Consider the following 22,808-nt stretch of genomic DNA (forward strand, 5'->3'; position numbering starts at 1 on the left):
GTTACACCTCTCCTTCAAAGGTTTCGATTTTCTGTTTCGCTTGTTCCAAAATATCGCTGCAGGTTTTGTAATACTTCATGCCTTCCTCATAACAGGAAATGGCTTCTTCAAGGCTTGTCTCTTGAGATTTGATTTTTTCTGCCATAGTCTGCAGTTCACGCAACGCCTTTTCAAAATTCCCCTGATTCATCGCTGGTTTCCTCCTATTTCTGTAATCCTGCATTTGGCGAAACCGTCCTGCAGGGTAATTTTATATTCTTGCTTTTCGCAAAGCTGGCTGATTGCGGAAATGACTTTACCATCCTCATCTGTAAGGACGCTGTAGCCATTTTCCAGAATCTGCGTTGGATTGTTCTCCTCAAGAAGCAGTTTGGACTGTGTAAGCTCATTCTCCAGCTTGGCAATCTGCCCATTTAAGCAGTTTTTCATCTCCTTTGCCAGATTGTCGATGAGCAGCCTGTGATACATCAGCTTGTTGGAAAGCTGAATGTAGAGATGTTCCTTTAAATCTTCCATTTGCTTTCGCATTTGCTCCGTATCGGGTACAACAAGCTGCGCCGCTGCGGTCGGAGTCTCAGCCCGCAAATCCGCCACAAGATCAGCTATGGTGAAGTCTATTTCGTGTCCCACAGCAGAGATAATAGGAATTTCCGAGCGATAAATGGCTCTCGCCACGTTTTCCTCGTTAAATGCCCAAAGGTCATCGGCAGAGCCGCCGCCCCTTCCTACAATCAGTGTATCGATATCATCAAAATTCTCATTGATATAGTCAAGCATAGCGGCAATATCCGCAGAAGCCGCCTCTCCCTGCACAAGCACCGGAAAGATCATCACATCGACAAGGTGATTGCGGCCTTTTAAGATTTTGAGAATATCCTTGACCGCCGCTCCCGTGGCAGAAGTTACAATGCCGATTTTGTTCGGATACTTTGGTATAGGTTTCTTGTGGGACTGGTCAAAGAGTCCTTCCTTGCTCAGCTTTTCTTTCATCTTTTCAAAGGCGATAGCAAGGTTTCCCTCCCCTGAAACCTCCACGATTTTTACGTAGAGAGAATAAGTGCCATTCTTTTTAAAGACACTGACACTGCCGGTCAAGGTCACTTCCATGCCGTCTTCCAGTGGATAATGCAAGCTCATGGCGTAATCCCGTGGTAAAAAACAGTTGATTTTGCTCGTCGCGTCTATAATGGAAAAGTACACATGTCCGCTGCCGTGATACTTCAAATTGGAAATTTCACCTTTCACTACTACAGCGCCAAGAAGCGGATCCGTGCCGATTACCCGGGAAATATATTCATTCAGTTGTGAAACAGTTACCGGTTTTAAAGCCATTGTTTCTTTCCTCCAAGGAGCGCAATGCCTGCCGCATTGTCGGTACAAAGCGCTGGTTCACCGAAGTGAATCTGCATCTTTGAAAGCTTTGTTTCTAAATTTTTTCGTATCAGACTGCTTGCTGAAACACCGCCAGCAAAGAGAATGCTTTCCGTCTGATAGGTGTTTACAAGATATAGACTCATATCACAAATCGCCTCAGAAATTCTTTGAAACAACATAGGAATCAGAATTTCTGGCGCTGTTTCTGTAAGACTTCTCTGGCATCTTGTCTCTATGCCCGAAAGATTGATATATCCTTCTTCACATTTGATCTTAGGCAGGAAATTATCCTTAACCTGTCCGTCGGCAGCCTGTGCTGCCACTGCTATTTCGTCCAAAGACTGACCACACGGAAATTCCATGCCCAGTGCAACGCCTACCCTGTCCAGCACTTGCCCAAAGGCTAAATCCTTTGAACCACCTACGATGGAAATGCCATCTTCGCTCACCAGCAGCGCCTCCGTGGTGCCGCCGGAAAAATGAAAAGAAATAAAGCGATTCGCCTCTGCAAGCGGCGAACGCCAGCGCGCTGCTTCGATATGCCCTTCCTGATGGGAAAAGGTATAACACGGCACGCCAAGAGCCGCTGCGATGGATTTTGCTGTAGAAAGCCCCGCCAAAAAGCAAGGCATATAGGAGCCATCTACAGGTCTTGGCTTTTCCGACACGCTGATGCAGGCAATTTCTGCTTCTTCTTCCCGGCGCAGCTTTGCTAAAGTTTCAAAGGTTTCTTCAAGGAGATGCGGCAGATTCTGCACATGCTGAAAAAGCGCCGCCGACTGCCTCAGCCCCCGCTCGCCTTTCTTTACGGTCAGATACTGCTGCAGATTGGATAAAATTTCGCCGCTTTGGTCTGTCAGGGCTACAGAAGTTTTATAATTGCTGGTGTCAATGCCAAGAGACAGCTTACGCATGTTCTTCCTCGTAAGCCACCGCAGCAGGTTCTGCTGCCAGTTCCTCTGCAATTCTTCCCAAAATGCCGTTGACATATTTTCCTGAATCATCGGTTCCATATTTTTTCGCTAAGTCTACAGCCTCATTGATGGATACTGCCGCAGGAACTTTACCATAGCGCATCTCGCATACTGCAAGACGCAAAACCGCAAGGTCTGTCTTTGGTATTCTCTCGATTTTCCATTTTGTGCTGTACTTTCTAAGTAAATCGTCGACTTCGTCTTTTTTGTTGCAGAGCAGCGAATGTAGCTCATTACAGTATTCCTTCTGGTCTCTGATCTTCTCCTGACTCATGAAATCAGTTCTACTGTTTACATCAAAATCTCCACAGGCTTCCATCTGAAAAAAAACCTGCATCATAAATTCTCTGGCTTCTGTTCTTGTCATCTAGTTCTTATCTTCCTCTCCGGGCAGGCTCACGCCCTGTACATGTATGTTTACTTCTTTTACTTTCAGACCTGTGACTGATTCAATCTCGCTCTTGACATGGCTCTGAATATCCCAGGCAAGCTGAGGTATCTTGACTCTGTACGCTACGATGACGTAAACGTCCAGAGAAATTCCTTCTTCGTCGCGGGACAGCTTAATCCCTTTGCCTTCCGGCTCTTTTCCCAAAATATTGATGGAAAGATTATCTGTAAAACCTCCGGCAAGCTGACATACGCCTTCAATCTGCAAAGCGGCGCTGGCCGCACAAGCTGTAATCACATCGTCAGAAATCTTAACGGTGCCAATATTTTCTTCCTGCATACGTAACCTCTATTCATTCAAAATTTGTCATCGGCAGCGCCGGTATAAATCTCTGCATTCATTATATCATTATTCAGAGACCTTCGCAATGTTTCGGGGAAAGAAAACCGCAGGCATACTTGCGAAATTAAGATTGCACAAACCACCTGGTTTGCATGCGCTTTAGATGAAAATAGCAGGGGTTAACTTATACAAGAATTACATTAGAAAAATGTATAAGAAATTCTTTAAAACTTAACCGAAAATCTAAGAATCTGAGAAAAATGTATAAGTTTGTTGTGATAATCGGGTCAATTGAGCCCATTTTAGTGATAAAACTTTCCATTTACGTAAAATTACCGTATGCAAATTCACATATCTTGCGGATTATGCAAGTTACACCAACGATATTGACCATAGATTTATACATTTTTGAAGGAAAATCTTAAGGCAGGTTAAAATCCTTTTTTGCCTACCCAAATGATTTGCTTCTTACTTATCCTCAAACTTTGCCTGCGGAAAATCCTCGAGCCAAATCCCTCTATGTTTTTTTCCGTTTTTACTGACTTTCACTCTAGGATGACATTGGATTATCACTTGTTTTCCGTCTTTCCAAAAATATAGTCTATAAAACATAAATCCATATACAACTTTAATAATATCTCCAGCAGAAAACCTGCGTATTTCGCCTTTGAAATTCAGCAAATATATCTCAGCACCACGAATCTCAATCCAGCAGCAAAACTTACCCGTTACAGGATGGAAATTTAAAATAATCATTCCAATGTCTATAAGAAAGAAAACTATATTTAAGGCGTCTATCCCATAGAAAAATACGCAGCATAGATCAATCAAGAAAATCGCTGTAAGTATACACAATATAATTGCTTTTTCAATACGAATGTAACGTCTAAGTTTTTCCATTTTTATAAATCCAAATTCTCCAAAACCTCTAAAGTATGTGTTTCATTGCAATGCAGGATTGCACCAAGTCTTACAGTATCCTGCGCAAATTATATTCTTCAGATATCTCTGGGACATCCGCTGATGTATTATATAAAACGCCCCATCGCTAGTCAGGTTTCCACTTTCATCATACCTTGTTTCGGTCCATCTGTAAAGGATTTTGCTTCCGCTCTCAAACACATCTTATGGATTCAGCTATGTAAAAAAGCCACATTGTCTTGGTGTGGCTTTTTGATTTTATTTATATTATTTATATAAGTATTTGCTATTATTTAGAAAATGCTTTAGTAGTTACTCTGAATAATGATTTTATCGGCACCTCTGCCTGTTTCTGCCATGACAATATTGCAGATTTTCGCTACAGTGTTTTGTGTCAGTTCCTGCTCATCGACAGTAACGGTGATGGTGCTTTCTGTGATGATAACAAGGCATTCCGGCAGATTTTTGCTGCTGATCAGACTTTCGATAGAAACTTCCTGTTCCATATATTTGGTCAGTTTTTCTTTGTTTGCCACAGCGTTATTCTTCTCTGCGTCGTTAGTGGAATTCTTGATGGTGCTGTCATAGCCTGCAATCAGTTCATTTCTTTCAAGATCTAGTTTTGCTCTTTTTTCCGCAAAGGTATTGCCCTTTGTAGCGGCATCTCCTTCGCCATCTTCACCATTCACGTCATCCCCTGCAGTTTTTTCAGTCTTTTCACTGTCTCCATCAGTACTGCTTTCAGAATTCGAATCCTCCTCAACCTGCGCAATGTTGCGGCTGTCCACAAGAACATCTCCGTCGTGAAGTGGAATATTGTTAGCTTTGACTTCCGTCACAACAAGTCCTGCACAAAATACCAAGGCTAAAGCGGCAACTGCCACATTTTCTTTCTTATTAAAAAATCCTTTTAAATCTAGTTTAAATTTCTTTTTCATCTTTCTCAATCCTCCTGACTTTTTTCAAATACCATTACGCTGGAAACCGGCAAATCAAATAAGGTTGCTACCCCTTTTACAATATCATTTTTTACTACAGGGTCACTCGCACCCTCGGCAGTTACGATTACTCCGGTTACCGCACGATTCTCATCGTACTCCATCATCACATTGACATCACCCACTCCTTTGATTTCCGATAAAAAGCTGCACAGCATGGTTTCTGTGGCGCCATCGTCATCGGTCACCTGCTTTCTGCTGTCGTTGTCATCAGTTAAAACGCTCATAGTCAAAAGAAATACCGAGGCGATAAGCAAAAGCGTAATGATCTTGACTATGGTATCTTTTGTGATTTTTAGCTTCTCAAACATAATACCCTCTCTTAAAAAATATTTTTTATCTGTCTATTTATTCCAAAAAACTTGCCAGCGGTGATAAAATTGTCGCCAGTACGATGATAGAAAAAATAAACTTCAGATACTTTGCCATGGAACTTTCTGGCAGCAAAATCTCCAGAAAGGTAATCGCTAAAATTACGATGAAAATGTCTTTGACCCATGCTGTAATCACGCTCATATGCTGCCTCCGAGACGAATAATGGATGTAATAAAAATGATAAACAAAAGTGATGCAAAGAACACGATAGCGCCCATGGTAACAAGACACGTGCCAATGTCTGAAACCCCTGCGGCAATTTTCTTTGAGGCGACCGGTTCAATCAGCAGCGCCGTCACTTTATATATGACAGAAATTGCCATGATTTTTAGTATAGGAATCAGCATAAGGGATACAATGAGGAGAATTCCAAAAATCCCTACAATTCCTTTAATTGATCCCATGCACTTGATAAAAAGCTCCACAGTGTCTGCAGTAAACCCACCGACGATGGGAATAAACGCATCCAAGGAATACTTTGCCGTTCCCATAATCAGGCTGTCCGAAGTCTGTGTAATAAGCCCCTGCACAGCGACAATTCCCGACATTAGCGTCAGCACCAGTCCGGTCACAAAGAGCGCCGCCTGTCTCAGAAATTTAGATAAATGGTTTACGTAATCTTTTTCTGTTAAACAATTGAGCAAACTGAGTACCGTCGATAGAAACAGTGCCGGCAGCACGATGTTCTTTAGAATCGATTCAAAAATCGTAATCGCAGTCAATATCAGCGGACTCATAATTGTTCCACCCGTCACCTGTCCCATGGAAATGAGTATGGTTATGAGCACTGGGAGCAAAAGCTCCATCGTGTATGTAATCGTTGCAATCGCGTCAATGGTCATCTGGTAGATGGTCTGAAAATTGCTGACAGCAAGACCGATGATGACGATGCTGCAGACAAGACTTGCAATCTCCGTGACACCTTTTTTTCCAAAGGAGCCAGATAGATTTTTAAGAAGACCGATGACGATGCAGACGGTCAGTATTTCCACACCCACCACCAGTGCCGCCTTTAATTCATAGAGAAACAGCGCCTTTAAACTGGAAATCATATCCTCTGAACTAAAAATGCTCTCCCCATTTAGTGTTGCGTCTACGATTTTATCCAGCGTAAAGTAATCAGAAATTCCCCCGGATAGACCGCTGGCATAATCAGAAAGCGAGTCAGTCTGCTTCTCATCGACGATTTTTTTCATCTGTTCCTTTAAAATTTCATCAAATTCCATAGTTTATAACAGTTCCTCCACCAGACTGATAATCGACACAAATACCGGAATCGCAACACAAAAGATAATCACCTTTCCCGCCAGTTCTACCTTTGCGCCGATCGATGTCTCCCCCGCATCTTTGCAAAGCTGCGAAGTGAATTCGGTAACGTAAGCAATGACGAGAACCTTTATAATAATGGGAAAATATCCTTTTCCGTATTCCAGTTTCTCGTACAGCCCCGATACATACGCCACAGCATATTTCAAGCTGTCAATCATAAAATAGAGAATCAAAATACTGCATGCGATGACCACGTAAATCCCAAACTCCGGCTTATAGCTCTTTACCAGTGTAATCAGTGCCACTGCAAGAAGCGCAAGCATGGCAATTTTTAATATTTCCATCACTAAAATTCCATAAAGACTTTCATCGTTTCAAAGAATTCTGCCAGCATTTTGACGATAATTACCAGCACAATGATTACACCGGCAAGCGTTGTCATCATTGCCATTTCATCCTTTCCTGCCTTAACCAGAATCTGATTCACCAGCGCTATACAAATGCCGATACCTGCAATTTTGAAAATAATACTGATTTCCAATGTCTTTTCCCCCTTTGTTTTATATCTATATCAGTGCAATGGCGATTACAAGACCTGCCGAAAAACCCAGTCTTTCATACATTTTCCCTTTAGAATCAATCCACCTCTGCGCCTCCTCAATCTGCTCATCAAGCTGCCTGTGTAAAAGCAGAAAGTGCTCCTGCTGCCTCTTGAAATCGCTTTGTCCAAGAAAATCTGCGCATTTCTTCATGAGTACTACATCCTGCTCAGTAACAGGAAGACTTTCATATACGAAATCCACCGAATCTTTCCAAAGTTCTCCCATGTCTCTACCGCTTGTCAAATAGCTGGTCAGGCAATTTCTCAGAAGGAGCCCACATGCGCCTTCGTTTTCCGCCGACAGACGCTCAAAAATCTGCGGAAGCGGTTCCTTAAAATAGCTGATTTCTGTGGAAATGTGGAGAAGCAGGCTTTTGAATTCAAGAAGCAGCTGTTTTCGATCTTTGATATCTCGTGCTTTTAACAGTCCGATTGCACCACAGCCTATGACGCCCAGAAATAGTCCAATTATCTTAACCATGGCAAATCTCCTTTACTGTTCCGATAACTGGCTGATCTGTGAGAAATATAATGTAATCAAAAGAATTCCCTTCAACAATTTCCCAAACTCCTGTTTTTTTCAAATCCTCCATGCAGCTTCCGTGCATGGAACAGATTACCTTTACACCGCTTCCGCTGCAGCTTCTGATTGCGTCTGCGTCTGCCTTTGTTCCGATTTCATCTGTAATGAGAAGCTGAGGAGACATGGCACGAACCATCATCTGCATAGCCGATGCCTTTGGACAGCCATCCAGCACATCCACCGCATTTCCAAAAGTATAAGCGCTGATGCCGCCGGACATACCAGCAATTTCAGAGCGCTCGTCACAAATACCGACCTTGATGCGCTGCAGACTGATATTTCTTGCTAAATCCCGGAGCAGTGTAGTCTTACCACAGCCTGGAGGTGAGACAATCAGCAGATTGCAAAGATTTCCCTCCTCGTCAAAAACGTAAGGCATGATTTTGTCGCTGCATCCTATGATTTCTCTGGAATAACGAATGTTGAGAGAACTGATATCGCGAATCAGGCTCACCTTTCCGCCTTCCATCACTGCTTTGCCGCAAAGACCCACCCGATGTCCGCCATCAATAGTAATGAAGCCTTTTGCGATATCATCTTCGTAAGCATAATAGGAAAACTTCATCAGATTATTTAAGAGACTGTGAATTTGTCCGCCGGTGATGCAGCCTTTCAGCAAGTACTGATTCTTCCCTGCATAAAGCTGTACCGGTTTTCCCCGGTACACCCGAATCTCGTTGATTTCCTCCTGTATTTCCGGTGCAAGCCCACCAATCTGCCGCTGGACTTCTATGGGAAAGCACTGGAAAACTTTCTCAAAATGATTCATAAAAAATACCTGTCCTTTCTCTAATACTATATGAGTAGGACAGGCAAATATGATTAAAATTTGCGTATGAGATTTTATCTTTTTCTAGCCTTCACTTTCGCTGCGGCTTCTTCCCAAAGTATTTTTTCTTCTTCCGTTTCCGGTATGTATGCAGGCACTTTCTGAGGTCTTCCGGCTTTGTTCATGGAAACCATAGTAAAATGAGCACACAGAGCCTTTTCTGGACCATTTCCGGATTCCATGTCTTCAGAATCTACGCGCACGTAAACGTCCATAGAAGTGTTTCCTACGTATGCAATGGTTGCAGTGCAGGTTACTAGTGCTCCGACAAAAATCGGCAGGTGGAAAATCAGTTCGTCCACTCTAGCTGTAACGCAGTTGCTTCTTGCATATTTCATAGCGCAGGCTCCTGCTGCTGTATCCATAAATTTCATAATTTCACCACCGTGTACATTACCCGCTACATTGGCTTGATGTGGCAGCATAACCTGGCTCATAACAACTTGATACCTTGTATCCATATATAAAACCTCTCTTTCTTTATAAAAATCAGCCTCCGAAAGCTTTTGGCAGGCGGAGGCTAATTCTAACTCTAATTTAACCTATTCATATTTTACTTAAAATATTCTACAGCAGCGCGGAACATACCCATGTCGAAGTCACCTGGCACGTTCTTGTAGAGATTTGCGCCGGTTCTTTCGGAGTGTCCCATCTTGCCCAGTACTCTGCCGTCAGGTGAAGTGATACCTTCGATAGCGAAGTAGGAACCATTTGGATTGTACTGAATATCCGAAGTAACGTTTCCTTCAAGATCCACATACTGAGTGATAATCTGACCGTTTTCAGCAAGGTCACGAATCAGCGTTTCTGAAGCGATAAATCTTCCCTCACCGTGGGAAATCGGAACGGTATAAATCTGATCAGGTGTTGTATTTGCAAGCCATGGAGACTTATTGGAAGCAATTCTTGTTCTGACCAGTTTAGACTGGTGGCGGCTGATTTCGTTGAAAGTCAGTGTCGGGCAGTTTTCATCGGTATCGATGATTTTGCCGTAAGGTACAAGCCCCAGTTTGATTAGCGCCTGGAATCCATTGCAGATACCCAGCATTAAACCATCTCTGTTGTCCAGTAAATCGGTCACGGCCTCCTTTACTTCCTGATTTCTAAAGAATGCAGTGATAAACTTTCCGGAACCGTCCGGTTCATCACCGCCGGAGAAACCGCCTGGAATAAAGATAATCTGGGATTCACGCACTTTTGCAGCGAAGTCTTCTACGGATTTTCCAATAGAAGCAGCAGTCAGGTTGTTTACAACGAAAATCTCAGCCTCTGCGCCGGCGTCACGGAATGCCTTTGCGGAGTCATATTCGCAGTTGGTACCCGGGAATACCGGAATCAGTACCTTTGGCACATCCACCTTTACCTTAGCATGTGGTCTTTCTGTAGCCTCATAACGGAAAGTTTCAAGCTTGCTGCTTTCAGTTTCAATGTTGCAAGTGTAAATTGACTCCAGCTTATCCTCATAAATCTTACAAAGATCAGTAAGCGCAAGAGATTCAGCGCCATAAGTGATGGTCTTTTCTGCTGTCGTTTTACCAAGGGTAATCACAGAAAATCCGTCTGCAGAGATTTCAACTTCTCCTTCCAGTTCGGCAACAAAGCCGCCGTACTGATAGCCGAAGATGGTTTCCATATCCACAGAATCATAGGCAAAACCGATATCATTACCCATAGCCATTTTCAATATGGCTTCCGCAACACCACCAAATCCTGGTGTGTAAGCGCTGACAATTTTACCGTCTGAGATAAGTCTGTGGACCGTTTCGTAAATTTCTTTCAGACTTTCAGCCTTTGGGAGACCTTCTTTGTCTTTTTCTGGAGTAAACATAATAATATTATTGTCTACCTGTTTGAACTCCGGAGAAATTATCGTTTTAACATTACCTGTAGTAACTGCAAAAGATACTAGCGTTGGTGGAACGTCGATGTTTTCAAAGGTTCCGCTCATGGAGTCTTTACCGCCAATCGCCGCCACGCCCAGCTCCTTCTGCGCTTTGAATGCGCCCAGAACTGCAGCCATCGGTTTGCCCCACCGCATCGCATCTCTCATCGGCTTTTCAAAGTATTCCTGGAAGGAAAGGTATACATCCTCAAAGGATGCGCCAGCAGCAATCAGTTTGGATACGGATTCCACCACTGCCAGATACGCACTGTGATAAGGGCTTGCCTCTGCAATATACGGGTTATAGCCCCAGGACATCAGTGAGCAGGTGTCAGTGTGTCCCTTTTCTACAGAAATCAAGTTTACCATTGCCTGATTCGGCGTTCTTTGTCTAATACCGCCAAAGGGCATTAAGACAGTGCCTGCGCCGATGGTGGAGTCAAAACGCTCGGATAAGCCTCTTTTAGAGCAGACGTTTAAGTCTCCTGCCAGAGCCTTATATGTTTGCACAAAGTCACCGCTGACTTTTTTTTCAAAGTTCTCGTGCATTGGGATTTCAATATCAATGTGTTTTTCTGCACCGTTGGTGTCAAGAAAAGCTCTGGAAATATTTACAATCGGCTTATCGTTCCAGAAAATCTTTAAATATGGATTTTCCTTTACCTCTGCTACAACCGTGGCTTCCAGATTTTCAGAAACAGCCAGTTCACAGAAACGCTCTACATCACTTTCCGCAACAACAACAGCCATTCTTTCCTGAGATTCACTGATGGCAAGCTCAGTTCCGTCAAGACCATCGTATTTCTTCGGCACTGCGTTCAAGTTGATTTCAAGACCGTCAGCCAGTTCTCCGATAGCAACAGACACGCCGCCTGCGCCAAAGTCGTTACAGCGCTTAATCAGCTTGGAAGCCTCCGGATTTCTAAAGAGTCTCTGTAGCTTTCTTTCTTCCGGTGCATTACCCTTCTGTACCTCAGCGCCGCAGCTTTCCAAAGATTCAGTTGTATGGGACTTGGAGGAGCCGGTTGCGCCGCCACAGCCGTCACGACCGGTTTTTCCGCCCAAGAGAATAACTCTGTCAGTATCAACAGGTCTCTCTCTGCGTACGTTTTCAGCAGGCGCTGCAGCAATTACTGCACCGATTTCCATTCTCTTAGCCACGTAGCCTGGGTGATAAAGTTCATCTACCTGCCCTGTAGCAAGCCCAATCTGGTTGCCGTAGGAACTGTATCCGTTGGCAGCAGTTGTTACGATCTTTCTCTGCGGAAGTTTTCCTTCCATAGTTTCAGAAACTGGCTTTAACGGGTCAGCTGCACCAGTAACACGCATAGCAGAATATACATAGCTTCTTCCTGAAAGCGGGTCTCTGATGGCACCGCCAACACAGGTTGCAGCACCGCCAAAAGGCTCGATCTCAGTCGGATGGTTGTGAGTTTCGTTCTTAAATAAAAGCAGCCACTTTTCTGTTCCGCCGTCGACATCTACATCGATCTTTACGGTGCAGGCGTTGATTTCTTCAGATTCGTCCAGTTTATCCAGTAAGCCGTGCTTTTTCAGGTATTTTGCGGCAATAGTGCCGATATCCATCAGATTAATCGGCTTGGTTCTGCCTAGTTCCTCACGGGTTTTGATGTATTCTTCATAGGTTTCCTGCACTGCAGGATCTTCAAACTTGACACTGTCAATCGTTGTGTTGAAGGTGGTATGTCTGCAGTGATCGGACCAGTAAGTATCGATTACCCTGATTTCCGTAATAGTCGGATTTCTGTCTTCACTTTTAAAGTACTCCTGACAGAATTTTAAATCGCCCAAATCCATGGCAAGTCCGTAGTCTTTTAGAAATTCCAAAAGTCCAGCTTCGTCAAGTTCATTGAAGCCGTTTAAAACCGCAACTTCTGTCGGAATTTCGTAGTCCACTTTCAGGGTGTCAAAGTTTTCCAAGGTCGCTTCTCTCGCTTCCACCGGGTTGATGACATACTTCTTAATTTCAGCAAGTTCTGCCTCGGTCAAAGAACCTTGCAGCAGGTACACTTTAGCGGTTCTGACTGCCGGTCTTTCGCCTTTTGAAATAATCTGGATACATTCCGCAGCAGAATTTGCTCTCTGGTCAAACTGTCCCGGCAGGAATTCTACCGCGAAAACATGATCCGCCCCTGCAAAATCCAAGGTTTCAAAGGTGTCGTCTACCTGCGGCTCAGAAAACACAGTGCTTACAGCATAGTCAAATAGTTCTCTGTCCAAGTTTTCAACGTCATAGCGGTTTACAATCCGCAAATCCTGCAAATTCTGAATCTGCAGCAGTTTTACGATATCGTTTTTTAAAGACGCTGCTTCATGGGCGAAAGCTTTTTTCTTTTCAACATATATTCTATAAACCATAATTCTCCCTACTTTGTTTTACTATTTTTCATTTAATGCAGCCAACGCCTTTGCGCCGATATCGTTTCTATAAAACGCATTGTCAAAGGTAACTCTTTTTACGGAGTTATATGCTTTTTCGATGGCTTCTGCAATGTCTGCGCCTCTTTCGGTAACACCCAGAACACGTCCGCCGTTTGTAAGTAGTCTGCCATCCGCAGACAGCTTTGCGCCGGCAATGTAAACATCCTCTACATCGTCGATTTTAATCTCAAAGCCTTTCTCATAGCTGACAGGATAGCCTTCCGACGCCATAACCACACAGCATGCCGCATCGTCTGCAAAGTTGACATTTGCCTCTGCCAAAGTTCCTGCAGCAACATGTTCCATAATCTCAAATAGGTCACTATCGAGAAGCGGCAGCACAACTTGGGTTTCAGGATCGCCAAAGCGGCAGTTGTATTCGATGACCTTCGGTCCATCTTCTGTAATCATCAGACCGAAATAAAGGCAGCCGCTGAAAGATCTTCCCTCTTTGTTCATCGCTTCCATGGTCGGCAGGAAAATTTCTTTCATGCAGCGCTCTGCGATTTCTTCGGTATAATAAGGATTCGGCGCTACGGTTCCCATACCGCCGGTATTCAGTCCTTTATCGCCGTCTAAGGCTCTCTTGTGGTCCATGGAAGATACCATAGGAACCAGTGTTTTGCCGTCTGTGAAGGAAAGGACAGAAACTTCAGGACCTGTAAGAAATTCTTCAATGACAACCTTATTGCCGCTGTCGCCGAAGACTTTATCTTCCATCATGTCTTTGACTGCCTGTTTTGCTGTTTCCAAGGTTTCAGCAATAATAACGCCTTTGCCCAGCGCCAGACCGTCCGCCTTTACAACCACTGGAATCTTGCAGGTGTTCAGATATGCAAGGGCATTTTCCATCTCTGTAAAGGTTTCATAAGCAGCGGTTGGAATCTGATATTTCTTCATTAAATCCTTGGAAAAAGCCTTGCTGCCTTCGATGATAGCTGCTTTTTTATCAGGTCCAAAGCAAGGAATGCCTTCTGCCTTTAAAAGGTCTACAAGACCTAAAACCAGCGGGTCATCCGGCGCAACCACAGCAAATTCAATGGCATTTTCCTTTGCGAATTTTACTATATTTTCAAGATCTTTAGCACCGATATCTACGCACGTCGCATCGGACGCAATACCGCCATTACCCGGCAGCGCATAAATTTCGGATACTTTTGGACTCTTTTTTATTTTTTTGATGATGGCGTGCTCTCTTCCGCCGCCGCCAACAACCATAACTTTCATTATTTGATACCTTGTCCTTTCTGGGTATAACTCCATTATACGACTTGCGGCTTGCCAATCGCTTCGCTCTTGGGCCGCAAAAGCATAAGGAGTTCTCATCAATTTGTTTCACAAATTAGGACAACTCCATTATACGACTAAATCCTTCCAATCGAACTTCGCAATTTGCTCGTTCTCTTGGGGATTTAAAGCATAAGGAGTTCTCATCAATTTACTCCGTAAATTGGAGCAACTCCATTATACGACGCGTTCTTAGCCGGCTAAAGCCGGAGAACGCCAGCATAAGGTCTGCCTTGCCACTCGTGCATGTATCCACATACACTTGCGGGGCAGAACCATTAGTGATGAAACAGTCTCATGCCGGTGAATACGGTAACCATGCCGTATTTGTCGCAGGTTTCGATAACTTGATCGTCACGAACGCTGCCGCCCGGTTCTGCGATATAGGATACGCCGCTCTTCTTTGCTCGCTCGATATTATCTCCGAACGGGAAGAATGCGTCACTGCCGAGGGCTACTCCTGTAACAGTGTCAAGATAAGCACGCTGCTCTTTCTTTGTAAATGGTTCTGGCTTTTCAGTGAAGAGGGTTTCCCAAGCGCCATCTGCCAGCACATCTTCGTATTCATCTCCCAGATATACGTCAATGGTGTTGTCACGAACAGCTCTGCCTACATCTTCACGGAACGGCAGGTTGATTACCTTGTCAGCCTGCCTTAGATGCCAGAAATCAGCTTTGTTTCCTGCAAGTCTGGTGCAGTGGATTCTGGACTGCTGACCTGCGCCAACACCGATTGCCTGTCCATCTTTTGCATAGGCTACGGAATTGGACTGGGTATATTTTAGCGTAATCAGTGCGATAATAAGGTCGCGCTTTGCTTCCTCGGTTAAAGTCTTATTTTCAGTAACAATATTTGTCAACTGCTCCGGCGTAATCTTGTAATCGTTTCTGCCCTGCTCAAAGGTTACACCGTAGACCTGCTTAATTTCCTGCTTAAAAGGCACATAGTCAGAATCGATTTTGATGATATTGTAAGCACCCTTCTTCTTACCTTTTAGAATTTCAAGCGCTTCATCGGTATAGTCCGGCGCAATAATTCCATCGGAAACCTCTCTCTTTAAAATCGTTGCAGTCACAGCATCGCAGGTATCACTTAAAGCAACCCAGTCGCCGAAGGAGGACATTCTGTCGGTACCCCTCGCTCTTGCATAGGCTGTTGCAATAGGTGAATCGTCAAGTCCTTCAATATCATCTACAAAGCAGGCTTTTTTCAGCGTTTCACTCATCGGAACGCCTACAGCAGCAGATGTAGGGCTGACATGTTTAAAAGAGGTAGCTGCCGGCATACCCAGGGCTTCCTTCAGTTCCTTCACAAGCTGCCAGCTGTTAAAAGCATCTAAAAAATTGATATATCCCGGTCTGCCGTTTAAAATTTCAAGAGGCAGTTCACTTCCGTCAGCCATGTAAATCTTTGCAGGCTTCTGGTTGGGATTACATCCATATTTCAGTTCAAATTCTTTCATTACAATTGCTCCATTCTATCTATCTGTTCTAAAAGGGTTATGCGTTTTTGTTGATCATGCGGTTTTCAGCTGCACCAGTTTCAAGATCAATATATCTTACATAAAGGGAAATTTTATTATTTTCATCAAGGTTATCCCAGATTTCCTTTGTAAATGCGTCGATATCATCTGGAATTTCAACGCGTTCAGGCTCTCCCTGGAAAGTTGGAATCGGATTTCCGTCCTGCACATATGTATGGATAAAATGTCCCAAACCGCAAAGAGCGTCATAGTTGAAATAATAGCGGTTACAAGCTGAGCCTTCAGCATCTGCGCTCTTTAAAATACTCATCTTATAAGTCAGTTTTTCGCCAAATGTAAACATACCACTGATTCTCGGCGTCCAGTTTGGACCGTCCGGCTCAAAACATCTGGTATCCAGTGCTTCCTCAAAGGATTTGCCCTCTTTTAAAAATTCGTAAATCGTGTCGGTCTGATCACCATTAGTTACAATCAGCTTGTTCTCATGTTTACGCATCGGATAATAAATAATCAGAGACGGGTCTTCCACCTTAGATTCATCAAAGGGTTTAATCATCACATTTTCCCCTTCGTCAAGGAAGATTCTGTTTCTGCTGTTTTCACTTCTTCCCATGATGAAATAAGCGCTGACAGCCTTTTTTCCATCTTTAGACTTTCCGAGAACGATGCCTCTGCCAACATAGGAATTCCCTTTGACAGCAGCTTTCATGGTTTTAGTTTCGTAAACGTTCATCTATTTCTTTCCTTTCGCTATTTTTTCACTAATCATTTCGGCTGCTTGTGGAAGCAGCACCCATTCCGCCTGTTCCATAACACGTCTTTGCAAAATCTCCGGCGTATCACCCTCCAGAATCTCAACCGCTTTTTGGGCAATAATCTGACCGCCGTCAGGCACTTCATTGACAAAATGCACCGTAGCACCTGTAAGTTTTACACCGTAGGAAAGCGCCATTTCATGGACATGCAGACCATAAGCGCCTTTACCGCAAAACGAGGGAATCAATGACGGATGAATATTGATGATTCTATTTTCATAAGCAGAAATAAATTCGCTGCTGAGGATCTTTAAAAATCCTGCAAGAATGACCAGTTCAATGCCTTCAGCTTCCATGATTTTGAGAAGCGCTTCCTCGTCTATCGCAAAAACCGCCTTAATCCCGTTTTCCTGTGCACGTTTTAGGGCATATGCGTTTTCTTTGTTGCTGGCGACCAGCACAATTTCACCGCTGTGTAAAATGCCGCTTTTCTGAGCATCTATCAAAGCTTGCAGATTGGTGCCGCCGCCAGAAACCAGCACAGCAATCTTTGTCTTTAGCATAATTCTACGCCTTCCTCACTCTTTACAACCTCGCCGAGGATATATGCGTCTTCACCTGCAGCGTGCAGCACTTCCAGCGCTTTGTCTGCGTCCTTTGCAGAAACGATAACAGTCATGCCCACGCCCATATTAAAGGTGTTGAACATATCTCTTTCAGGAATGCTGCCCTTTTCTGCGATGAGCTTGAAAATTGGCAGAACTCTTACATTTTCCTTTTTTATCTTGGCGCCATAACCTTTCGGCAGACTTCTTGGAATGTTTTCGTAGAATCCGCCGCCAGTGATGTGGGCAGCAGCCTTTACGGTCACTTCATCAAAAAGCTTCAGCATTGGCTTTACATAAATTTTGGTCGGTGTCAGAAGGGTCTCGCCGATGGACTTGCTGCCAAGTTCAGCAACCGGAGTCTTAATATCTTCATTCTCTACATCCAGCACTTTTCTTACCAGAGAAAATCCATTAGAATGCACGCCAGAGGAAGGAAGTCCGATAATGACATCGCCCTCTTCTACGGTTTCTTTTTTCAGTACCTTTGACTTGTCCACAACGCCTACGGCAAAACCGGCAAGATCGTATTCGTCTTCCGGATAAAAGCCCGGCATCTCAGCAGTTTCACCGCCGATAAGGGCTGCCTCCGACTGTATGCAGCCTTCTGCAACGCCGCTTACAATCTGCGCAACCTTTTCCGGATAATTCTTTCCAACTGCAATATAATCAAGGAAGAACAGAGGTTTTGCACCAACGCAAAGAATATCGTTGACACACATTGCAACACAGTCAATGCCCACTGTGTCGTGTTTGTCCATCAAAAATGCCATCTTCAGTTTGGTACCTACACCGTCAGTACCGCTTACCAGCACCGGGCGCTCCATTCCTTTCACGTCCAGTTCAAAGAGGCCGCCAAAACCGCCAATATCATCGGGTACATTGCCAAATACCATGGTCTTCGCCACATGCTCTTTCATCAGTTCTACTGCTTTGTAACCCGCAGTAATATCAACACCGGCTTCTTTGTAGCTTTCGCTGAAACTTTTTCCCATTCTTATTTCTCCTCTAAAATTCTCTTAAATACTTCCTGGTAAGCGTCTTCAACGCCGCCCATATCTCTTCTAAATCTATCTTTATCCAGCTTTTCGTGGGTTTTGCTGTCCCAGAATCTACAAGTATCCGGTGAAATCTCATCGGCAAGTACGATGGAGCCATCTGCTGTTTTACCAAATTCCAGCTTGAAGTCGATTAAATCGATTCCGTCCGCTGCCAGATATTCTCTCAAAATAGCGTTGATGTCGAGGGCCATTTTCTTGATGGTTTCAAGTTCTTCCTCTGTAGCAAACTCCATAGCGAGAATGTGATAGTCGTTTACCATTGGATCGCCCAGATCGTCGTTCTTATAGCTGAACTCTAAGACTGTGCGTTTCATTGGATAGCCTTCTTCAACGCCGAGTCTTTTTGCAAGAGAGCCTGCTGCAATGTTTCTTGCGATGACTTCAAGGGGTACGATAGAAACCTTCTTTACAACGGTTTCTCTATCACTTAATTCTTCTACAAAGTGGGTCGGAATGCCTTTTTCCTCTAACATTTTCATCAGGAAATTGGACATTCTATTGTTAATAGCACCTTTTCCTGTAATGGTGCCTTTTTTTAGTCCGTTAAAAGCGGTAGCATCGTCTTTGTAGGATACAATGCAAAGATTTTCATCATTGGTTGCAAATACCTTTTTTGCTTTTCCTTCATAGAGTTGTTCTTTTTTTTCAATTGTCATTTGATTCATCTTCTTTCTATACTTAATTCATTATTTATTATACTTTTCTTCAATTGCTGCATTTTTAGAAAGAACCTTATCAGCTGCTTCTTTTCTCTGGATGTCGAGCTTTGCCGCAATTTCACTGTCCTCTATGCCAAGCATTTGAATAGCAAGAAGTGCCGCGTTCTGCGCACCGTCGATGGCGACTGTGGCAACTGGAATGCCCCCCGGCATCTGTACCGTAGACAGGAGTGCATCCAGTCCATCCAGTGTAGATGATTTTACCGGAATTCCGATAACAGGAAGGGTTGTGCTGGCTGCAATGGCGCCTGCCAGATGAGCTGCCTTTCCTGCTGCTGCAATAATTGCGCCAAATCCGTTTGATCTGGCATTTTGCGTAAACTCTTTGACTTCTGACGGCGTTCTATGGGCGGAATATACGTGAACTTCGTAAGGCACATCAAATTCGTCCAAAGTCGTCATTGCTTTCTCAACTACAGGAAGATCGCTGTCGCTTCCCATGATGATTCCGATTTTTTTCATGTATTTTAACCTCCAAAAGAATTGTTATCATTTTCTTCTAATCGCTTTTCTGTTGCAAGACGGTCAAGATAACTCTGCATAATAATCACTGCAGCCTGTTTATCAATGACCTTTTTTCTCTTGCTGCGGCTAACGTCCGCCTCGATTAAGACTTTTTCTGCCATGACCGTAGTCAGTCTTTCGTCTTGCCACACGACCTGTATATTCTTCATTCCGGTGCTGCGCATTTTATTCTCCAGCATGGTACGAAACTCGTAAACTTTTTCTGTCTGAATGCTGTCGGTACCGTCAAGCTTCTTCGGCAGTCCGATGACGATGGTGTCGCACTCATACTCTTTTACTAAATCTAAAATTTTGCCGGTGTCCTTGCGAATGCCTACCCTCTCCAAGGTCATCAGACCCTGCGCTGTAATACCAAGGGCGTCGCTTAATGCAATACCTACTGTCTTATCTCCCACATCAAGGGCTATTTTTCTCATGTGATTTACCTCTCAAAAGGAACATCGGCAGGGAAAATAATCCTGCCGATGCTTCTATATTACTTTCTCAAGTAGTCTCTCAGAATCTCTTCTACCAAGTCATCTCTGTCAATGCGGCTGATCATGGTTCTCGCATTATTGTGACTTGTAATGTAGGATGGGTCACCAGAAAGAATGTATCCAACCATCTGGTCGATTCCATTATACCCTCTCTCTTCTAAAGCAGCATAAACAGTCTCCAGTACTTCCTTGGTAGTCCTCTGCTGAGTCTTTGCTGCATCAAACATAATTGTCTTTCTTTCCATGAATTATGACCTCCTTCATGTGGCTAGTACGGCTCGTACTTATAGTATACTATGATAAAAGTTCTTCTGCAACCTTAAATGCAGCAGAAATTTTTGTCGGATCTTTTGCTCCCGCCTGCGCCATGTCGGCTTTACCGCCGCCACCTCCGCCGCAGGCTGCCGCAATCTGTTTAATCATATTGCCGGCGTGAAGTCCTTTCGCAAGCAAGTCGTCGGTAATGGATACCAGGAAGGTAACTTTCGGACCATTGACTGTGGCGAATACCATAACAATGCCCTTGTGCTGCGCTTTGATATCGTCAGACAGATTTCTCAAATCGTTGATGTTATAATCTTTGAATTCTTTGGTTACCAGTTTTACACCGCCGATATCTTTTGCTTCTTTTACCATATCATCAACTTCACTGCCCATGGCAGCTTTCTTGAAGTCTTCCAACTCCTTCTTAGTGTCCTTCAGTTCTTCTACAATGGAAGCTGATTTCTGTACCACAGCTGCTGGATTTGACTTTAGGTTCTCGGCAATCTGTTTTACGGTTTCCTCGGCTTCCATAGCTTTTAAGAGAACACCTGTACCAGTTACGGCTTCGATTCTGCGAACACCAGAGGCTACGCCTGCCTCGCTGACGATCTTAAACACGCCGATCTGTCCGGTATTTGCAACGTGTGTGCCGCCGCAAAGCTCAATGCTAAAGTCGCCGCAGTTTACCACTCTGACTTTATCGCCATATTTCTCGCCAAACAGCGCCATTGCGCCCATCTCCTGCGCTTCTTTCATAGAAGTTTCCGCAGTTGTCACAGGCAGAAATTCGGTAATCCTTTCGTTGACTAACAGCTCAACCTGCGCAAGCTGTTCAGGTGTTACTCCCTCAAAATGAGTAAAGTCAAAACGCAGCGTGTTTTCGTTGACGGAGGAGCCTGCCTGTTCTACATGCGCGCCCACTACCTCTCTGAGTGCTTTCTGCAGCAGATGTGTTGCAGTGTGGTTTCTAGCCGTTGCATTGCGCTTAAACACATTAACACCGCAGGAAACAGTATCTCCTTTGGAAAGGCTCCCGCCCTCGATGAGCACTTTGTGTGCAAAAATGCCTTGTGATTTTTCAACAGCAGTCACTTTTGCGCAGCATTTATCGGTTGACATAATTCCGTTATCGGAAGCCTGTCCGCCACCTTCAGCATAGAACGGTGTTTTGTCCAAATATACCACCGCATTCTGATAGGTTTCGGCGGTTTGGGCTTCTTTGCCGTCTATATAGATTGCAAGAACCTTTGCCTCATCTTCTGTTTCTGTGTAGCCGGTAAATACTGTTTCCGGCACGTTTACAGCAGCTTCGGCTTCTTTCCACGCTTCTTCCTCGGTGGATTTTCTGCCGGCTCTTGCCATTTCTTTCTGTTTCTTCATGTTGACGTTAAAGCCATCTACGTCGGCTGTGCAACCAGCCTCCGCCAGAATTTCTTCAGTCAGTTCCAGTGGGAATCCAAAAGTGTCGTAAAGCTTAAATACCTTCTCGCCTTCTAAAACTGTTTTATTTTCTTTCTTTAATTCTTCCACGTATTCCAGGATAATTGAGGTTCCCTGGTCAATGGTAGAAGCAAATTTTTCTTCTTCTACAGAAATAATCTTCTGGATATAGTCTTTCTTTTCTACAAGCTCCGGATAGGCCTCGCCGGACACTTCGATAACTCTGTTTGAAAGCTCCACGAGGAACTTGCCTTCGATTCCCAAAATCTTACCATGTCTTGCTGCTCTTCTGATGAGTCTTCTCAGCACATATCCTCTGCCTTCGTTAGAAGGAATAATTCCGTCAGCAATCATAAATACCATGGAGCGGAGGTGGTCTGTAATGATACGAATGGAAACGTCAGTCTTTGCAGCACCGTCCTCGTACTTGACGCCGGACTTTTCTACAACGCCGTTTAAGATGTGGCGGATCGTATCTACATCAAAGATGGAATCTACACCCTGCATAATACATGCCATTCTCTCAAGCCCCATGCCGGTATCGATATTCGGATGTTCCAGATCGCTGTAACTGCCGTCTTCTTCTTTGGAGAACTGTGTAAATACATGATTCCAGAATTCCAGATATCTGTCGCAGTCACAGCCTGGTTTGCAGTCGGGCTTACCGCAGCCGTATTCCTCTCCTCTATCAAAATAAATCTCGGAGCAAGGTCCACATGGTCCCAATCCGATTTCCCAGAAGTTGTCTTCCTTGCCAAGACGGACGATTCTTTCTTCCGGAACACCGATTTTCTTCCAAATCTCTACAGCCTGGTCATCATCCTGATAAACGGTTGCCCAGATTCTGTCAACCGGCATTTTTAAATGTTCTGTGATGAACTCCCAGCCCCAATGCAGGGATTCTTCTTTGAAATAGTCGCCGAAGGAAAAGTTCCCCAGCATTTCAAAGAATGTACCATGTCTGGAAGTAATGCCTACGTTATCAATATCGCCAGTTCTGATACATTTCTGACAAGTGGTCATTCTTTTGGAGGGAGGTGTTTCCACTCCTGCAAAGTAAGGCTTCAGCGGCGCCATACCGGAGTTGATAATTAAAAGTGATTTATCGTTCTTCGGAATCAGTGACGCACTGCCTGCTGCATAGTGACCCTTGCTTACATAAAAATCTCTGAACATCTGTCTGATTTGATTTAAACCTAGTTTTTCCATGT

The 22,808-nt window shown here is 44.1% G+C and carries 26 protein-coding genes; all 26 read right to left on the reverse strand.

Annotated elements, in window-relative coordinates:
- Position 1: 1 nt before the first annotated feature.
- A complete protein-coding gene (gene xseB, locus V1225_RS09865) occupies positions 2–190 on the reverse strand; it encodes an exodeoxyribonuclease VII small subunit (RefSeq protein WP_161908503.1) in 189 nt (62 codons plus the stop codon).
- The gene (xseA, locus tag V1225_RS09870; RefSeq protein ID WP_161908502.1) at positions 187–1,332 is read right to left on the reverse strand and encodes an exodeoxyribonuclease VII large subunit; all 1,146 of its coding nucleotides are present in this window, start codon (positions 1,330–1,332) and stop codon (positions 187–189) included. The genes xseB and xseA overlap by 4 nt, the downstream gene beginning before the upstream one ends.
- Positions 1,323–2,288 carry a hypothetical protein gene (locus tag V1225_RS09875; RefSeq protein ID WP_251630374.1) on the reverse strand — a complete coding sequence of 322 codons (966 nt, stop codon included), beginning with the start codon at positions 2,286–2,288 and terminating at the stop codon, positions 1,323–1,325. The genes xseA and V1225_RS09875 overlap by 10 nt, the downstream gene beginning before the upstream one ends.
- The gene (nusB, locus tag V1225_RS09880) at positions 2,281–2,715 is read right to left on the reverse strand and encodes a transcription antitermination factor NusB (protein WP_160201425.1); all 435 of its coding nucleotides are present in this window, start codon (positions 2,713–2,715) and stop codon (positions 2,281–2,283) included. The genes V1225_RS09875 and nusB overlap by 8 nt, the downstream gene beginning before the upstream one ends.
- Positions 2,716–3,078 (reverse strand): Asp23/Gls24 family envelope stress response protein, encoded by a 363-nt coding sequence (locus V1225_RS09885; RefSeq protein WP_160201424.1) that lies wholly within the window; start codon positions 3,076–3,078, stop codon positions 2,716–2,718.
- A gap of 471 nt (positions 3,079–3,549) precedes the next feature.
- Entirely contained in the window at positions 3,550–3,981 is a 432-nt protein-coding gene (locus V1225_RS09890) for a hypothetical protein (RefSeq protein ID WP_160201423.1), read from the reverse strand.
- 326 nt (positions 3,982–4,307) lie between these two features.
- A complete protein-coding gene (locus tag V1225_RS09895; protein ID WP_160201422.1) occupies positions 4,308–4,940 on the reverse strand; it encodes a SpoIIIAH-like family protein in 633 nt (210 codons plus the stop codon).
- Positions 4,941–4,945: 5 nt separating this feature from the next.
- On the reverse strand, positions 4,946–5,311 hold the full coding sequence (locus V1225_RS09900; RefSeq protein ID WP_160201421.1) for a hypothetical protein: 366 nt from the start codon (positions 5,309–5,311) through the stop codon (positions 4,946–4,948).
- A 37-nt stretch (positions 5,312–5,348) separates the two neighbouring features.
- Entirely contained in the window at positions 5,349–5,516 is a 168-nt protein-coding gene (locus V1225_RS09905; protein WP_160201420.1) for a stage III sporulation protein AF, read from the reverse strand.
- A complete protein-coding gene (locus V1225_RS09910; protein ID WP_160201419.1) occupies positions 5,513–6,601 on the reverse strand; it encodes a stage III sporulation protein AE in 1,089 nt (362 codons plus the stop codon). Before V1225_RS09910 ends, V1225_RS09905 begins: the two co-directional genes overlap by 4 nt.
- A gap of 3 nt (positions 6,602–6,604) precedes the next feature.
- Positions 6,605–6,988 (reverse strand): SpoIIIAC/SpoIIIAD family protein, encoded by a 384-nt coding sequence (locus V1225_RS09915; RefSeq protein WP_160201418.1) that lies wholly within the window; start codon positions 6,986–6,988, stop codon positions 6,605–6,607.
- A 2-nt stretch (positions 6,989–6,990) separates the two neighbouring features.
- Positions 6,991–7,185, reverse strand: a complete 195-nt coding sequence (gene spoIIIAC / locus V1225_RS09920; protein ID WP_160201417.1) for a stage III sporulation protein AC — start codon at positions 7,183–7,185, stop codon at positions 6,991–6,993.
- Between the two features lie 25 nt (positions 7,186–7,210).
- A complete protein-coding gene (locus tag V1225_RS09925) occupies positions 7,211–7,726 on the reverse strand; it encodes a stage III sporulation protein AB (protein ID WP_160201416.1) in 516 nt (171 codons plus the stop codon).
- Entirely contained in the window at positions 7,719–8,597 is an 879-nt protein-coding gene (gene spoIIIAA / locus V1225_RS09930; RefSeq protein WP_251630376.1) for a stage III sporulation protein AA, read from the reverse strand. Before spoIIIAA ends, V1225_RS09925 begins: the two co-directional genes overlap by 8 nt.
- Before the next feature lie 74 nt (positions 8,598–8,671).
- Positions 8,672–9,118 carry an acyl-CoA thioesterase gene (locus V1225_RS09935; RefSeq protein ID WP_161908497.1) on the reverse strand — a complete coding sequence of 149 codons (447 nt, stop codon included), beginning with the start codon at positions 9,116–9,118 and terminating at the stop codon, positions 8,672–8,674.
- 92 nt (positions 9,119–9,210) lie between these two features.
- Complete coding sequence (locus tag V1225_RS09940) at positions 9,211–12,918, reverse strand: phosphoribosylformylglycinamidine synthase (RefSeq protein ID WP_338546302.1); 3,708 nt, start codon at positions 12,916–12,918, stop codon at positions 9,211–9,213.
- A 21-nt stretch (positions 12,919–12,939) separates the two neighbouring features.
- Positions 12,940–14,208, reverse strand: a complete 1,269-nt coding sequence (purD, locus tag V1225_RS09945) for a phosphoribosylamine--glycine ligase (protein WP_251616452.1) — start codon at positions 14,206–14,208, stop codon at positions 12,940–12,942.
- A 338-nt stretch (positions 14,209–14,546) separates the two neighbouring features.
- The gene (locus tag V1225_RS09950) at positions 14,547–15,731 is read right to left on the reverse strand and encodes a phosphoribosylaminoimidazolecarboxamide formyltransferase (protein ID WP_338546304.1); all 1,185 of its coding nucleotides are present in this window, start codon (positions 15,729–15,731) and stop codon (positions 14,547–14,549) included.
- Positions 15,732–15,768: 37 nt separating this feature from the next.
- Complete coding sequence (locus V1225_RS09955) at positions 15,769–16,485, reverse strand: IMP cyclohydrolase (protein WP_160201410.1); 717 nt, start codon at positions 16,483–16,485, stop codon at positions 15,769–15,771.
- Entirely contained in the window at positions 16,486–17,070 is a 585-nt protein-coding gene (gene purN, locus V1225_RS09960) for a phosphoribosylglycinamide formyltransferase (RefSeq protein ID WP_251616467.1), read from the reverse strand.
- Positions 17,064–18,107 (reverse strand): phosphoribosylformylglycinamidine cyclo-ligase, encoded by a 1,044-nt coding sequence (gene purM / locus V1225_RS09965; RefSeq protein WP_338546305.1) that lies wholly within the window; start codon positions 18,105–18,107, stop codon positions 17,064–17,066. Before purM ends, purN begins: the two co-directional genes overlap by 7 nt.
- Before the next feature lie 2 nt (positions 18,108–18,109).
- On the reverse strand, positions 18,110–18,823 hold the full coding sequence (gene purC / locus V1225_RS09970; RefSeq protein ID WP_160201458.1) for a phosphoribosylaminoimidazolesuccinocarboxamide synthase: 714 nt from the start codon (positions 18,821–18,823) through the stop codon (positions 18,110–18,112).
- 36 nt (positions 18,824–18,859) lie between these two features.
- Positions 18,860–19,354 carry a 5-(carboxyamino)imidazole ribonucleotide mutase gene (purE, locus tag V1225_RS09975; protein ID WP_251630382.1) on the reverse strand — a complete coding sequence of 165 codons (495 nt, stop codon included), beginning with the start codon at positions 19,352–19,354 and terminating at the stop codon, positions 18,860–18,862.
- A 5-nt stretch (positions 19,355–19,359) separates the two neighbouring features.
- The gene (ruvX, locus tag V1225_RS09980) at positions 19,360–19,833 is read right to left on the reverse strand and encodes a Holliday junction resolvase RuvX (protein ID WP_160201406.1); all 474 of its coding nucleotides are present in this window, start codon (positions 19,831–19,833) and stop codon (positions 19,360–19,362) included.
- A 59-nt stretch (positions 19,834–19,892) separates the two neighbouring features.
- Positions 19,893–20,138 (reverse strand): IreB family regulatory phosphoprotein, encoded by a 246-nt coding sequence (locus V1225_RS09985; protein ID WP_160201405.1) that lies wholly within the window; start codon positions 20,136–20,138, stop codon positions 19,893–19,895.
- 49 nt (positions 20,139–20,187) lie between these two features.
- A complete protein-coding gene (alaS, locus tag V1225_RS09990) occupies positions 20,188–22,806 on the reverse strand; it encodes an alanine--tRNA ligase (protein ID WP_338546306.1) in 2,619 nt (872 codons plus the stop codon).
- Between the last annotated feature and the right edge of the window lie 2 nt (positions 22,807–22,808).

Origin of the sequence: Emergencia sp. JLR.KK010, assembly GCF_037018265.1 — a bacterium.
In the GTDB taxonomy this organism is placed as follows: domain Bacteria; phylum Bacillota; class Clostridia; order Peptostreptococcales; family Anaerovoracaceae; genus Senimuribacter; species Senimuribacter intestinalis.